This is a genomic window from Flavonifractor sp. An52 (genome assembly GCF_002159385.1).
GTDB classification, from domain to species: domain Bacteria; phylum Bacillota; class Clostridia; order Oscillospirales; family Oscillospiraceae; genus Flavonifractor; species Flavonifractor avicola.
In genome coordinates, this window is record NZ_NFIB01000016.1 from 15,641 (window position 1) to 29,315 (window position 13,675).

Annotated in this window: 14 protein-coding genes and 1 pseudogene; 3 read left to right on the forward strand and 12 right to left on the reverse strand. The window is 52.5% G+C overall.

Features of this window, described 5'->3' with window-relative positions:
- Nucleotide 1: 1 nt before the first annotated feature.
- Complete coding sequence (locus B5G06_RS07825; RefSeq protein WP_143382720.1) at nt 2-1,075, reverse strand: site-specific integrase; 1,074 nt, start codon at nt 1,073-1,075, stop codon at nt 2-4.
- 2 nt (nt 1,076-1,077) lie between these two features.
- Entirely contained in the window at nt 1,078-1,272 is a 195-nt protein-coding gene (locus tag B5G06_RS07830; RefSeq protein ID WP_080907812.1) for a helix-turn-helix domain-containing protein, read from the reverse strand.
- 302 nt (nt 1,273-1,574) lie between these two features.
- Between B5G06_RS07830 and B5G06_RS07835 the strand changes: the two genes are divergently transcribed.
- Both B5G06_RS07835 and B5G06_RS07840 read left to right on the forward strand, forming a co-directional pair.
- Nucleotides 1,575-2,063, forward strand: a complete 489-nt coding sequence (locus tag B5G06_RS07835; protein WP_087188531.1) for a helix-turn-helix domain-containing protein — start codon at nt 1,575-1,577, stop codon at nt 2,061-2,063.
- A gap of 297 nt (nt 2,064-2,360) precedes the next feature.
- Entirely contained in the window at nt 2,361-2,780 is a 420-nt protein-coding gene (locus B5G06_RS07840; protein WP_087188532.1) for a hypothetical protein, read from the forward strand.
- Nucleotides 2,781-3,142: 362 nt separating this feature from the next.
- Here B5G06_RS07840 and B5G06_RS14380 read toward each other — a convergent pair.
- From B5G06_RS14380 to B5G06_RS07880, 8 genes and pseudogenes are all read right to left on the reverse strand, one after another.
- A pseudogene (locus B5G06_RS14380) lies at nt 3,143-3,220 on the reverse strand (sigma-70 family RNA polymerase sigma factor); the annotation flags it as partial.
- A 169-nt stretch (nt 3,221-3,389) separates the two neighbouring features.
- Nucleotides 3,390-4,157, reverse strand: a complete 768-nt coding sequence (locus tag B5G06_RS07850) for a class I SAM-dependent methyltransferase (RefSeq protein WP_004010385.1) — start codon at nt 4,155-4,157, stop codon at nt 3,390-3,392.
- A 50-nt stretch (nt 4,158-4,207) separates the two neighbouring features.
- On the reverse strand, nt 4,208-6,127 hold the full coding sequence (gene tet(W), locus B5G06_RS07855; RefSeq protein WP_031474227.1) for a tetracycline resistance ribosomal protection protein Tet(W): 1,920 nt from the start codon (nt 6,125-6,127) through the stop codon (nt 4,208-4,210).
- Nucleotides 6,128-6,499: 372 nt separating this feature from the next.
- The gene (locus tag B5G06_RS07860; RefSeq protein ID WP_228275371.1) at nt 6,500-7,687 is read right to left on the reverse strand and encodes a plasmid recombination protein; all 1,188 of its coding nucleotides are present in this window, start codon (nt 7,685-7,687) and stop codon (nt 6,500-6,502) included.
- Between the two features lie 446 nt (nt 7,688-8,133).
- Nucleotides 8,134-9,288, reverse strand: coding sequence for a helicase RepA family protein (locus tag B5G06_RS07865; protein ID WP_031474225.1), 1,155 nt, complete (start codon nt 9,286-9,288; stop codon nt 8,134-8,136).
- Between the two features lie 3 nt (nt 9,289-9,291).
- On the reverse strand, nt 9,292-9,612 hold the full coding sequence (locus B5G06_RS07870; RefSeq protein WP_004010381.1) for a plasmid mobilization protein: 321 nt from the start codon (nt 9,610-9,612) through the stop codon (nt 9,292-9,294).
- Nucleotides 9,613-9,615: 3 nt separating this feature from the next.
- Complete coding sequence (locus B5G06_RS07875; RefSeq protein WP_004010380.1) at nt 9,616-10,692, reverse strand: site-specific integrase; 1,077 nt, start codon at nt 10,690-10,692, stop codon at nt 9,616-9,618.
- 13 nt (nt 10,693-10,705) lie between these two features.
- On the reverse strand, nt 10,706-10,894 hold the full coding sequence (locus tag B5G06_RS07880; RefSeq protein WP_004010379.1) for a hypothetical protein: 189 nt from the start codon (nt 10,892-10,894) through the stop codon (nt 10,706-10,708).
- Nucleotides 10,895-11,060: 166 nt separating this feature from the next.
- On the opposite strand from B5G06_RS07880, the gene B5G06_RS07885 reads away from it, so the two are divergent.
- Nucleotides 11,061-11,618: a helix-turn-helix domain-containing protein gene (locus B5G06_RS07885; RefSeq protein WP_004010378.1), complete on the forward strand. Its 558-nt coding sequence runs from the start codon at nt 11,061-11,063 to the stop codon at nt 11,616-11,618.
- A 177-nt stretch (nt 11,619-11,795) separates the two neighbouring features.
- On the opposite strand, the gene guaA is transcribed toward B5G06_RS07885, so the two are convergent.
- Nucleotides 11,796-13,085 carry a glutamine-hydrolyzing GMP synthase gene (guaA, locus tag B5G06_RS07890; protein ID WP_087188533.1) on the reverse strand — a complete coding sequence of 430 codons (1,290 nt, stop codon included), beginning with the start codon at nt 13,083-13,085 and terminating at the stop codon, nt 11,796-11,798.
- A gap of 81 nt (nt 13,086-13,166) precedes the next feature.
- Nucleotides 13,167-13,628, reverse strand: coding sequence for a helix-turn-helix domain-containing protein (locus B5G06_RS07895; protein WP_087188534.1), 462 nt, complete (start codon nt 13,626-13,628; stop codon nt 13,167-13,169).
- Between the last annotated feature and the right edge of the window lie 47 nt (nt 13,629-13,675).

Below are 13,675 nucleotides of genomic sequence, written 5' to 3' on the forward strand. Positions count from 1 at the left end.
TTTAATTGCCCCTTTCCATGTTCAGTTTATCCGCCATTTCCGCCTGTTTGGACGGAAACAGATGCGCGTAGTTGTAAGTGATGTCGATGCTCTCATGTCCTACCCGGTCCGCGATAGCCGTGGCAGAGAACCCCATGTCGATCAGAAGTGACACTGCGCTGTGACGAATATCATGGATTCTGATACGCGGCACTCCCGCTTCTTTGGCTCCCCGGTCCATTTCCCGGTGAAGATAGCTCTTGGTGACGGTGAACATCCGGTCGCCTGGCCCGATGCCGTAAAGCATCTTGATGTAATCCTGGATTTCCTCGGCTAAAAACTGCGGCATGGTAATGACCCGATTGCTCTTTTCCGTCTTGGGGGTGGTAATCAGGTCCTCGCCGTTCAGACGCTGATAGGACTTGTTGATAGACACGGTGCGCTTCTCAAAGTCAAAGTCCGCCGGGGTCAGGGCCAGCAGCTCCCCCTCCCGGATACCGCACCAGTAGAGCATCTCAAAGGCGTAGAAGGATAGCGGCTTGTCCATCATTACTTCGGCAAATTTCAGGTACTGCTCCTTGGTCCAGAACATCATCTCCCGGTTTTTCTTTTTGCCCATGCTACCCGCCTTCTTGCAGGGATTCCCCCGGAGGTTGTAGTACCGAACCGCGTGGTTGAAGATGGCGCTGAGCTGGTTGTGGACCGTTTTCAGGTACACCGGAGAGTAGGGCTTGCCATTCTCGTCCTTGTGGTTCAGCATCTCGTTCTGCCAGGTGATAATCTGCTGGGCAGTGATGTTACACATTTTCAGCTTGCCGAAGTAGGGTAGCAGCTTGGTGCGGATGATGTGATCCTTGGTAGCCCAGGTGTTTTCCTTGAGCCGGGTCTTCATATCCGCCGTGTAGAGATCCACGAAGCTCTTAAAGGTCATGTCCAGATCAGCGCTGGTCTTGTTGAGCTGTTCGCGCTCCCAGGCTTGTGCCTCCCGTTTGGTCTTGAAGCCCCGCTTCTGGGTCTGCTTGCGCTCGCCGTTCCAGTCAGTGTAGCGGTAGACCGCCCGCCAGGTGTTTGTCTTTTCTTCCTTATAGACTGCCATGATTAGCCCTCCTTTCCCGTCTTGCCATAGCAAAACTTCTCCATGAAAAAGTTCCGATTGACCCGCCCGGAGATGGTCAGATAGCCCTTGTCCCGGAGTTCGGCGTTGAGCTTGTGGATCACCTTGTAGGCGTGGGACTTGGAGATGCCCAGCTCCTGGGCCACTTCCTCCACGCGCATAAAGTTTTGTGCCTGCATTGAAAATACCTTCCTTTCCTCATTGATGGCTGCTGCAGCTGGATATTGTGTTCCATAAATGCCTCCTCACTTTCGTCCGCCACTTTTTTCCCGGATGTATAATCAAGGATTGCGGCAGTTCTTTTCTATTTATTGGTTCTAAGCTATTATGCTTAGTATATTGTCATTATACTAAGCAAAATAGCTTGTGTCAATCAGAGTACGCAAAATAAATTAAATAAAATTGTTTAGGATTCTCTTGACTTTACTAAGCATTTCTGCTACGCTTTTCCTAAAGACAACCAACGATTGGAGTGGATGATATGGCGATTGGCGAACGGATTCACTTTTTCCGTCTCCTGCGGGGGATGACACAGAAATATCTGGGCATGGCGCTGGGCTTCCCGGAGAAGTCTGCCGATGTGCGCTTGGCACAGTATGAAACAGGATCAAGAACCCCAAAGGCAGACCTTACCGCCGCCTTAGCCCAGGTACTGGATGTCTCTCCCCATGCCCTCTCCGTCCCGGACATAGACTCCTATGTGGGGCTCATGCACACCCTGTTTACCCTGGAGGATAACTACGGACTCAAGATCAGCGAGATAGATGGAGAAGTCTGCTTGAAGGTTGATGTGCGGAAGAACAAGGACGCCGCTCGACTGCATGAGATGCTCTGTTCCTGGCAGCAGGCCGCTGCCATGCTGGAGGCGGGCGAAATCTCCAAAGAGGATTACGACAAGTGGCGCTACCACTATCCGGAGTTTGACAAAGCCCAGAGCTATGTGAAAGTGCCGCCCCAAGACCTCTTTTGACCCCCTCACTTGTAGGCCACGGGAGAGGCCGTTTGTTGCGTAGAAAAGAAAAATTTGGAGTTCACTTGAAGTTAGAGGTGACATTGTATGTTTAAGTCCCTATTTTCTCAGAAACCTAAAATTAAAGGCATCATCGGTTATTTGGGCTTGGAATCTTTTTGACTATCATGCACACCTCAAGAGCAAGATGCTCTTACCAGATACCATCAAGGTGGGCTTGGTGCATCTCCGGGTTCTTCTCCTATAAAAGGTGATGTATCTTATTCTTCCAGCACAAAACTGAAGTACTTTTCCGCAATGATTGGCTGGGCAGTTTCTGAGAAGAACTACTCTCTTGCCGATAAAATAATTAGTGCAGGTAAAGACCTAGCAGTTAGCGAAGCGGAGCTTCTGGACGCTCACTATTTTTGGCAGGAAGCCGCCGAATGTTATTACAAGCAGAGAGATTGCAGACCAGATGCGATTGATTTAACAATCGAATTTTGCTTGAAAGATATCCAGATGTTCCCTAAATATGTAAAGCCAATGCAAAAAGAGTTCGGTTGTATTCCACGAATCACAACCTTTCAGCGGCTTGCAATTCTTTACGAAAAAGCCGGGCAGTATAAAGAGGCCATTGAAATTTGCAATTTGGCAATAAAATATGGATTAACCGATTCAACTAAAGGGGGATACCCTGCAAGGCTTCAAAAGCTTGAGAAAAAACTAAACGGCTAAACTCATATAGAAACCAAAATAAAAAGAGAGCTAACTGACTAATCAAAATCAGTTAGCTCTCTTTTTATGAATAATGAAAAAAATGTTGCCAAATCGTTGCCACGGAGGGCTTTAACCTCTCAAAAGCCCAGTCATATCAGGCTTTTTCGGGCCTCTGAAATCATTCCCACTCGGCAAATTCAGATATAGTAGGGTGTATTTGAGGTGATTTCGCAGGAAAAACTTTCGCAAATATGTTAATATTCCACCTGCTATTTTCGGCTGTAAAGTTTATTAGTATCAAAATAGTATCACAAAAGGCTGGGAAATACAACAGAATTATGTGGAGCTCTACATAATTCCGGCACGGACGGACGCTGTCAGGCACAGCGGATAACAGCCTTGCAAGAGGCGTTGTACCTGCGCTGGATATATTCTTGATAGGCTTTCTGGTCTGTCATGGAAATTCCCCCTCTCTGAATAATAGTGCGGGGCGGCAGCACTCCTTGCTGTCGCTCCTTGACTGCCTAACTGCGAAACCGGGCGGGGCTGTCAACGGTGGGCGAAGCCCGTTCATCTTGACCGCCCGCTGGCTCGGCTGGCTTTGCTATTTACCCGACAAACTTGAATTTATTGTAAGGTATCACGTTTTACCTTCTTAAGCCTTACTATCATTACCATAGGAATTTCTTTGTTGGTTTTGAAACATTCTTCATAAAATCCATCAATGACAAATCCAGCTCTAAAACAAAGGTTAAAAATATCTTGTATGGAACGATGATAATAAATCTGCTCTTTCGGTTGCCCTTCAATCGCTATATCATAGTAACTGTGCGGTGTCATATATTTTTCAGTCAACGTGACAAAACAAGGGTGTTGCGTTGCAAAGACAAAAATTCCGCTTTCCTGCAACAGTTCATAAACAGCCATAAGAAGTGGTTCAATATCCGTAATATCCATAATTGCCATATTAGAAACTGCTTTCGTAAAGGCTCGATTTCTTTTTAATTCTAATATACTTTTTCTATTGGTCGCATCCGCCACACAAAATTCAATTTGTTTTGCATATTGTGATTGCCGTCTTTTAGCCAATTCTATCATTTTTTTGCTGTAATCAAAAGCGACAACCGAAGCGCCTCTTTGTGCAAGATACGAAGAATAATTTCCATTGCCACACGCAATATCCAAAATATAATCCGCAGGATTAGGAGATAGAAGTTCCGTTACTTTGGGACGCACTACCTCTCTGTGAAATTCATTAGATTCGTCACCCATTGCATTATCCCAAAATTGTGCGTTCTCCTCCCAGATTTTTTTACTTTCCTCTGTTCCCATGTTCTCTCCCACTCCCAAAATTTGCTTTTTTGCTTCCATTAAATCTTCCTTACGATATTCCATTGTTACCCTCCATAACTTCTGATTGTTGCCGTCTTGACGATTATGTATCTTTACATTACCTTCTGAAACATATGGCGCACCTTGTCCAGGCGGTTGTTTGGACGGCGGGGCTGGATGACCGGCTGGCCGACAGCGGCCTGATACCCTTTTAGCTCTGTAAGGCATACGCTCTGCCCGTTGGTGTAAAAGGCCAGATCAGTACGGTATGCCTGTATACAGCGGGCGGGAATCTCGCCAGTAAAGACAACTTCATCCTTTTTTACCTGGGCCGTTTCGATGGTGGCACAGTATTTCGGTGCATCATGATAAGCCCTGGAAAGGTATTCCTGGGGCGCATAGAGGGTGAAGGAGAGATAAGGTTCCAGCAGCTGCGTCCCCGATTCCTTCAATGCCTGTTCCAATACAATCGGGGCCAATGAGCGGAAGTCCGCCGGCGTGCTGACTGGACTGTAATAAAGCCCGTATTCAAAGCAAATCTTACAGTCCGTTACGTTCCAGCCGAACAAGCCCTGCTCCAGCCCGTAACGGATACCATCCCTGACAGCGTTTTGAAAACTCTGGTTCAAGTATCCCAGCGAAACCCGGCTCTCGTATTGTACGCCGGAGCCAAGCGGGAGTGGTGTAACAGACAGTCCGATAGATGCCCAAAACGGGTTGGGCGGCACCTCGATATGGATGGTGTGGCTGGCTGCTTTGAGCGGCCGCTCCATATAAATGACGGTGGGTTCCTTTACCACTGTTTCAATCTTGTATTTTTCCGACAGCAAAGCGGAAACGACCTCCAACTGCACCCGGCCCAAAAAAGAAAGAATGATCTCATGGGTGATGGAATCCACTTCGCAGCGCAAAAGCGGGTCAGTATCCGCAAGTTGCGTAAGAGCGTCCAGCAGCCGTTCTCTTTGCGCTGCCGTTTTCGGCGCAATCGTCGTCCGCAGCATGGGGAGGGGGGCCTCGCGCCACCTTTTACGAGGGAGCCGGGTTTGATCCCCTAATACATCGTTTAACCTCACGCTGTCGCTGGGAAGGATAACAATTTCGCCCGGATAAGCGGTGTCTGTCCGAACAATTTCCCCTTTGGATGGAATACGCATCTCTGTGATTTTCAGCTTTTCTCTCCCGGCCAGGGCCACCGTATCCCGCAGGCGCAGCGTTCCGCTGTATAGCCGCAGATAGACACGCCGCTGGCCGCAATCGGTGTACTCAACCTTGAAAACGCTGCCGCATAGGGTGGCGCTCCCCTGTTCCCCAATCGGTTGGAACAGTCCTGTCACCGCATCCATCAACGGTTGAATGCCAAGGCCCTTTTTGGCGCTGCCATGATAGACCGGAAACAGGGAGGCTTCTTGAACCCGCCGCTGTTCCTCCCGCGCAAGTTTTTCCTGGCTGATTGGTTCTCCTGCGATATACTTTTCCAATAATGCATCGTTATTTTCGATGACCGCATCCCATGCTTCTATGTCGGTATTTTCCTCCAGGACTATTTCCGGGGACAGCGACACCGTCTGCTTGATGATAATATCGGCGGAGAGCTTATCCCGAACAGACTGAACCACGCTCTGCAAATCAACGCCAGCCTGGTCGATCTTGTTGATAAAGATAACGGTGGGAATGTTCATTTTCCGCAGGGCATGGAACAGAATACGGGTCTGGGCCTGCACGCCATCTTTCGCGGAGATCACCAAGATGGCCCCATCTAAAACAGCCAAAGAGCGGTACACCTCCGCCAAAAAATCCATGTGGCCGGGCGTATCCACAATGTTAACTTTACATCTGTGCCACTGGAAGGAAGTGACTGCCGCTTGAATGGTAATCCCACGCTGCCGCTCCAAAAACAAGGTGTCCGTCCTCGTTGTCCCTTTTTCGACGCTCCCTGGTTCTGAAATGGCTCCACTGGCATATAGCAGACTCTCCGTCAAGGTCGTCTTTCCAGCGTCTACATGGGCAAGAATCCCGATATTGATAATGTTCATGTCTATCCTCCATACAAGGCCCGAATGGGCGCAAAAATCCCCAGCGGCTAATACTTTTACCGCTGGGGATCATGACTTCGGACACACAGAAACATACACGACTTACATAAGCCGCGGTCCGTCACGATATTTACTAAAAAGGCAAAAGTATTCTTAAAATTGGGTACAAAAACCAAGCCCCTGCAAGGGGCAATCATTTTTGCGCCCATTATCAAATTTTATTTAAGAATACCTTGCCGCATATTTGATAGACTCCTCAAATCAGGATAATAGCAGTATATCATAGTACGCTCTAAAAAACAAGAAATCATTTTACCGATTCCACAAATAAAATCGGAGGGTATTCACTGGAATACCCTCCGGTTTTGGTGATTATCGTGCGTCTATCCGAATTTTTGACTTTGCGGCCCGTTTCCGTTCCTTTTCGGCATGTTCCTGCTGGTAAGCTGCCTCTAATATTCTGTCCACTTGTTCTGGGCCAAAGGCCCTTTTGACCCGCTCATAGTCAGCGGAGACTTGCCGCATGGCCTTGTTTTCCAACTTGACCTCCTGCAATCGATCAGACAGGCGGATGTTGCTCTCCCTCACCCGGCCATAGTCCCCTTGCAGACGCTCAAATTTCCCCCGCAGCTCCACATAGGCCAGATACAGGGAGCGCAGCACCTTGACGATTTGGGCCAGCAGGGGCTTTGCCTTTTTCTCTCGGTAGGCCCGGCCTGTTTCCAGCGTTCCCGGCTCCGGCAAAATCTCCTCCGGATTGGCGGAGAAATCCGCTGCCAACCGCTCCATATTTTTCACCGCCGGGGCAAGTTCTTTGAGCCGCCGTTCCTGGCTCTCCACCTGGTTTTCTTTCTCCGCCTTGACCGTCTCCAGAACGGCGATCTCCTTTGCCCGCTGCTCTTTCTTGTAGTCCAGCACAGACAAGTGCTTGTCGTGGGTGCCTTTGTCCTCCCACTCAATCCCGTGGCGCTCCATGACCAGGGAAAGCTGCTCCTTTTCCGAGCGCACCCACTGGCTCCACTCTGTGTCCCCTCTGGTGCCGCCCTGGAAACCCTGGGCCGCTAACGCCTGTTTCAAAGATACCCTCGTGTCCAGCCCTCGCTTGCTCCCGGTGGTGAATGGTACAAAGTCAATGTGCAGATGGGGCGTAGCCTCGTCCATGTGGAGGTGGGCAGAGAACACCCGGAGTTGGGGGTTGCGCTCTTGAAAGCCCTTCATGTACTCGTCCAAAACCGCTGCCGCAAGCTGTCCCTCCTCGCTGTCGGCGCTCATATCATCTCGATTGCCCACTTGCAGGATGATTTCATGGAACGGCTTTTCCTGCTTGCCGGAGCGGATCTTCTCATAGTAATCCTCTATCCTTCTGTCGGCCCTGGTTTGTTTAGCGTTGTACCGTTCCAGAGCCTCGTCAAAGAGTTCATGGTACACCGCCTTGATATTCTCCTGGCAGTAGGTTATATTCAAGTGGGAGCGTTCCGGGTCAGTGTTCTTGGCGTGGAATTTTCTACTGTTATGGTTCACCGATCCTTGGCCCACCATGGCGCTGATTGTCCTTTTCAAATCAATCCCTCCTCCCTTTTCCGCCGCGCAAGCGGCGAGCCTTTGTTACTTTCTGCGAAAGTAACGCAAAAGCACTTTTGACAGCCTGACGGCCATCAAAAGCGCATTTGCGCCCTACGGGGTGGTGTGGGGGCTTTGCCCCCGGCAACTGCGGTTGCCTCCCCCAGCAGGGCCGCCCTTTGAAAAGGGCACCCTGCACCCCGCCTAAACTTTGTCACTCGCCGTTGGGCAGGGTGGAAAGGCCAGGGGCCTTTCCACCGCCCGGCAAGTGTTTTCCGTGGGCCGAAAGTCAAGGGGTACGGGTTGTATTGACTTGCGGCAATCTCCACCCGCAGGTATGCCCCCCTTGACTTTCGCCCCCGCTCCCCGTGACAGCCGTGACGACCGTGACGATGTTTTACACACCGCCTCCGCACTCCGAAAAGCTGTCACAGCTGTCACGGTCGTCACGCCTGGGGTTCCTCCAACGTGAGCTTGATACTCCGCCCGGCATGGGTTCGGGCGCTTTCATAGTGGATGTGGTACTCATAGGACAGCCGCCACGCCCGGACATTCAGCCGCATAGCCAGGGCATTGGGTTTCATATCCAGCCCCAGGGCGGCGACAAGTTCCGTGGCCGTCCCTCTCCACTCTGGCCGTTCCGCCGTTACCAGGGCGGCAACAGCCTCCAACACCGGGTCAGGCGGCTCCTGCCGCAGCTCCGTTTCCCGCCGCTCCAGCTCCCACACAAGCCGTTCCTCGTCCCGCTTGAGGTAGAGGCGCTGGTCTTGCTGATCCCGCCCAGAAATGTCCAGGGTGGCGGCGTTGTCTGCCCGCCGCTCCTTTTGGAGCAGAAAGGCCCCGTCTGCCGCACCCAATAAGCCGTTGGTGCCGGAGATCATATCAAACTTATCATCGGCCTGCTGCTTGCGGGTGTGATGTACAACCAGGAGGCAAACCCCGCTTATATCGGCAAACCGTTTCAGTTTGGTGATTACCTCATAGTCGTTGGCATAGCTGTACTTCTCTGCCCCGGCCTCCCGGATTTTTTGCAGGGTGTCGATGATAATAAGCCGGGTGTCCGTGTGTTCCCGGACAAAGCCCTTTAGCTGCTCCTCCAGGCCACCGCCGAGCTGCTTAGCTCCGATGGCAAAGAACAGGTTTCCGGTACTCTCTACTCCAAACATCCGGTACAACCGCTCCTGTAAGCGACGGTGGTTGTCCTCCAGGGCCAGATAGAGGACTGTCCCCTGGCGCACCTCATACCCCCACAGGGAAAGGCCCATACTCACATGATAGGCAAGCTGGGCCATGAGAAAGGACTTGCCCACCTTGGGAGCGCCCACAAAGAGATATGTCCCCGCATAGAGCAGACCGTCTACCACAGGAGGTCTGCCGGGGTACACCTGTTCGTAGAGGTCATTCATAGACACGGTAGGCAGATAGGCCGGGTCATTGACCCGGCTTATCTGCCGCAGGATTTCCTCCAAATCTCTTTCCGGGGGCTTGTGTTCTGTCACGCCCTCTGCTATACTTTGGTTAGGTTTTTGTGAGAGCGACTGTCCCCCGTCTGCGCCAACAGGCGGATATGGGGCAGTCGTTTTCTCTTGCAATCTATCCATCTATCAATCCTCCCTCATGCCGTCCATGATGGCGGCGATCAGCCGGATGGTGTCCAGCAACTCCCCATCCACGCCATTCCCGGCCTCGATACGCTCCAGTTCTTCCAGAACGGCGGCCAGCTCGTTCCGCAGGGCCTTATACACCCTGGGGTTGCCCTGTACCACCACATCCCGGCACAGCAGCCGTCGGGTGATGTAGTCCTGTTTGGTAAGGCCGGAGAGCCGCACAGCGGTTTCAATTTCCCTGTCCTCATCCGGGGACACCCGGAAAGCCACAGTTTTGTTTCTCCAGCGGTTGTGTCGGTCAAGATTTTTCACTGACATGATTTAGGCCCCCTTTCGCTCCATGTCCAGTTTGTCCGCCATCTCCGCCTGCCGGGTGGGGAACAGGTGGGCGTAGCGGTAGGTAATATCAATGCTTTCATGTCCCACCCGGTCAGCGATTGCCAGGGCCGTAAAGCCCATGTCAATGAGCAGCGAAATGTGGGAGTGCCTCAGGTCGTGTATTCTGATCCGCTTTACCCCGGCCTCTTTCGCACCCCTGTCCATCTCCCGGTGGAGGTAGGATTTTGTCACCGTGAAAATGCGGTCGGTGGGCTTCACCCCATACAGGCTCTTGATATAGTCTCGCATTTCTTCACAGAGGAAAGCGGGCATTTGAATGACCCGGTTGCTCTTAGGGGTCTTGGGGTCGGTAATCACATCCTTGCCCTTAATCCGCTGGTAGGACTTGGAGATGGTGACGGTCTGTTTCTCAAAGTCGAAGTCGCCAGGAGTGAGGGCCAGCAGCTCCCCCTCCCGGACGCCGCACCAGTAGAGCATTTCAAAGGCGTAATAGGAAAGGGGCTTGTCCATCATGGCCTCGGCGAATTTCAGATACTCCGCCTTTGTCCAGAACAGCATTTCCCGTCCCTTTGGCTTTCCCATATTGCCCGCCTGGGCAGCGGGATTGACCTTTAGATTGTAGTGCCGTACCGCATGGTTGAACACGGCGCTCAACTGATTGTGCAGCGTTTTTAAGTACACCGGAGAGTAGGGCTTGCCGTTCTTGTCCCGGTAACCCAGCATTTCATTCTGCCAGGCGATGACCTCCTTGGAGTGAATGTCGCACATCTTCCGCTTGCCGAAGTACGGCACCAACTTCTTGTAGAGGATATGCTCTTTCGTCCCCCAGGTGTTTTCCTTGATACGGCCTTTCATGTCCGCCACATAGACAGCCACGAAGTTTTCAAAGGTCATTTCCAGGTCGGCGGTCTGTTGTTGCAGGAATGTCCGCTCCCACTCCAGAGCCTCCCGCTTGGTGGGAAAGCCCCGTTTCATTTTCTTTACTTTCTTGCCCGTCCAGTCCTCGTAGTAAAAGGACGCATACCATGTGCCCTTTGCCTTGTCTTTGTATGCCGGCATTGTGGTTCCCTCCTTATTGTCTGTCCCGCAGCCCATAGAATTTTTCCTCGAAGTAGCGCCTGCTTACCCGTCCGGGAATGGTGAGAAAGCCTTTTTTCTTCAGCTCCTCGTTCATCTCCCGCACCAGCTTGTAGGCGTAGGGCTTGGAAATGCCCAGCTCCCTGGCGACCTCCTCTGCTCTCACAAACAGCTCCTTTTCCATGGTCAGCACCTCCTTATTTTAGTTTCGCAAATATGTTAATGTCACCATCTTCATTATACATTAACATAAGTGTTAATGTCAAGAATTTATTTCGCATTTTTGTTAAAGATTATCTTGCATCTTTCGCTTTTTTGCGCTATACTATTGGCAAAGGCGGTGGGATATTATGACAGTCGGAGACAAGATAAAGAAAATCCGCACCTTTCGAGGCATGACACAAAAGGAATTGGGGCTTGCTATCGGCTTTGAGGAAAAGGGAGCGGACAACCGGATCGCCCAGTATGAGACGAATTACCGTGTTCCGAAACGGGAACTGCTGGACAAGATGGCCGAGGCGCTGCGGGTAGACCGCCAGAACTTCTACACCATCGCCCCCGGCTCTGCCGAGGACTTCATGCGGACATTCTTCTGGCTGGACGAGGACAGCCCTGGCGCTATCCGCCTGTTCCAACTTGTCCGCAATCCGGGCAGAGCAGGGGCCGCTGATGATACCGCTGTACGGTACAATGATAGCGATGACTGGCCCGCACACCCTCCCGTGGGTATGTACTTCCAGTATGGCCTTGTGGACGAGTTCATGCGGGAATGGCTTTTTCGTCAGCAGGAGTTACACGCCGGGGAGATCACCAGGGAAGAGTATTTTGAATGGAAACTCAACTGGCCCCATACCTGCGACGATGGCCTGGAAAGCGAATATTATATCCCTTGGCGGAAAAATAAATAAGACAAGCAAAAAAACCGCCCTGCTGAATTTGTCGTTCAGCAGGGCGGTTTTGCTTGTCCTTTTGGGATTTTTCTCTTGAGAATACCGGGCGGACACAAATAGTATCAATCCAGTATCAAGAGCAGTATGGACGGGCAAAAAAGCCTGTATTCATGCGGGTTTTCGCCGTTTCGAGCGTCATTCCCACTCAATGGTTGCCGGGGGCTTCGGCGTCAGATCATAGAGTACACGGTTGACGCCCGGCACCTCATGGGTGATCCGGTGGGTGATGTGCTGCAGCAGGGCAAAAGGCACATCCTCCACCGTGGCGGTCATAGCATCCACCGTATTCACCGCACGGATGATAACCGGCCACTCGTCAGCCCGCTTGCCATCCCGGACACCAACGCTCTTGATATCGGGAATGGCAGTGAAGTACTGCCACACCTTGCCCTCCAGACCGTTTTTGGCGAACTCCTCCCGCAGGATAGCGTCAGACTCCCGCACCGCCTCCAGACGATCCCGGGTGATGGCGCCCAGGCACCGCACCCCAAGGCCGGGGCCGGGGAAGGGCTGGCGGTAGACCATGTTGTCGGGCAGGCCCAGAGCCTTGCCGCAGGCACGCACCTCGTCCTTAAAGAGCATCTTCAAAGGCTCCACCAGCTCAAAGTCCAGGTCCTCCGGCAGGCCGCCCACGTTGTGGTGGCTCTTCACCGCCTTCACCGTCTTGGTACCCGACTCAATGATATCGGGATAGATGGTGCCCTGGCCCAGGAAGGAGATGCCTTCCAGCTTCCGGGCCTCTTCCTCAAACACCCGGATAAACTCACCGCCGATGATCTTACGCTTCTGCTCCGGGTCAGCCACCCCGGCCAGCTTGTCCAGGAACCGGTCCACAGCATCCACATAGATCAGATTGGCATCCATCTCATGGCGGAACACCTGGATCACCTGCTCCGGCTCGCCCTTGCGGAGCAAGCCGTGGTTGACATGAACGCAAGTGAGCTGCTTGCCGATGGCCTTGATAAGCAGGGCGGCCACCTCCGAGGAGTCTACACCGCCGGACAAGGCCAGCAAAACCTTTTTATCTCCCACCTGCCGGCGGATCAGCTCGATTTGGTCGGCAATAAAGTTGTCCATATTCCAGTTGGCCTCGGCATCGCACACGCCAAAGACGAAGTTGGACAGGGCCTGTTTCCGGGCCTCGTCATCCTCAGGCCAGGGGGCATCCCCCTTGTGGTCGACCATCAATACCGGCAGCTCACAGTTATAAATCTCCTTGGAAATGTCAATCTCCACGCCGTCCACCACCCGGTTGGGACCGCCGTTGAGAATGATGCCCTTCACATTGGGCAAAGCTTGAACCTCTGCCAGGGTAATGTCATGGGGATGAATCTCACTGTAAACACCCAGCGCCCGAACCTCACGGGCAATTTTGGCGTTCTCCTTGCTGCCAAGGTCCAGGATCAGAATCATGTCCTGCTTCATTGCAGTACCTCCCTGTTCTATGCGCGGCCGGCGGCGGCGCTTTTTGACATTATATCACATTCTCCAGCCTGTGGAAACCTGTCAGCGGCGTTTGGCCAGCTCTTTCCACACCGCCTGGGCAATGACCTCCTGTCCCTCCGGAGACCGAAGAACCTCCAGCACCATGGCCTTGAACTGGTCCTTGGCCTGCTTGGTGGAGAAGAGGGCATCCAACATAGTGGCTCCCCCGCCGCTGGATGCCGACTCCGCCTTGGGCCGCTTGACCGGCGCGGGGCGATATACCGGCTCCTCCTCCGCGGCGGTCAGGCCGCCGCTCATCCAGTCCTCCTGGCGAGTACGATCCCCGCTCTCCCCCCGCAGGTAGAACAGTGACACGCCAAAATAGGCCGCCATCTTCTCCTGCTGGTCTTTGGTTGGGGTAGCACGGCCAGTCTCAAACTTTTCAATGGCGTTTTTGGGAAAACCCAAGGCTGCCGCTAGGGCGGGGCGGGACAGGCCCGCCTCGTCCCGCAGGGCCTCGATCCGTTGTGCCATCGTAACCATGTTTTATCTCTCCTTTTTCCAATATGCAAAACGAAAGGGGCCGGATG

Excerpts from the sequence above, each read along its gene's own strand:
- B5G06_RS07825 (WP_143382720.1), bottom strand. The coding sequence starts at position 1,075 with ATGGCAGTCTATAAGGAAGAAAAGACAAACACCTGGCGGGCGGTCTAC.
- B5G06_RS07830 (WP_080907812.1), bottom strand. The coding sequence starts at position 1,272 with ATGCAGGCACAAAACTTTATGCGCGTGGAGGAAGTGGCCCAGGAGCTG.
- B5G06_RS07835 (WP_087188531.1), top strand. The coding sequence starts at position 1,575 with ATGGCGATTGGCGAACGGATTCACTTTTTCCGTCTCCTGCGGGGGATG.
- B5G06_RS07840 (WP_087188532.1), top strand. The coding sequence starts at position 2,361 with ATGATTGGCTGGGCAGTTTCTGAGAAGAACTACTCTCTTGCCGATAAA.
- B5G06_RS07850 (WP_004010385.1), bottom strand. The coding sequence starts at position 4,157 with ATGGAATATCGTAAGGAAGATTTAATGGAAGCAAAAAAGCAAATTTTG.
- B5G06_RS07865 (WP_031474225.1), bottom strand. The coding sequence starts at position 9,288 with ATGGATAGATTGCAAGAGAAAACGACTGCCCCATATCCGCCTGTTGGC.
- B5G06_RS07870 (WP_004010381.1), bottom strand. The coding sequence starts at position 9,612 with ATGTCAGTGAAAAATCTTGACCGACACAACCGCTGGAGAAACAAAACT.
- B5G06_RS07875 (WP_004010380.1), bottom strand. The coding sequence starts at position 10,692 with ATGCCGGCATACAAAGACAAGGCAAAGGGCACATGGTATGCGTCCTTT.
- B5G06_RS07880 (WP_004010379.1), bottom strand. The coding sequence starts at position 10,894 with ATGGAAAAGGAGCTGTTTGTGAGAGCAGAGGAGGTCGCCAGGGAGCTG.
- B5G06_RS07885 (WP_004010378.1), top strand. The coding sequence starts at position 11,061 with ATGACAGTCGGAGACAAGATAAAGAAAATCCGCACCTTTCGAGGCATG.
- guaA (WP_087188533.1), bottom strand. The coding sequence starts at position 13,085 with ATGAAGCAGGACATGATTCTGATCCTGGACCTTGGCAGCAAGGAGAAC.
- B5G06_RS07895 (WP_087188534.1), bottom strand. The coding sequence starts at position 13,628 with ATGGTTACGATGGCACAACGGATCGAGGCCCTGCGGGACGAGGCGGGC.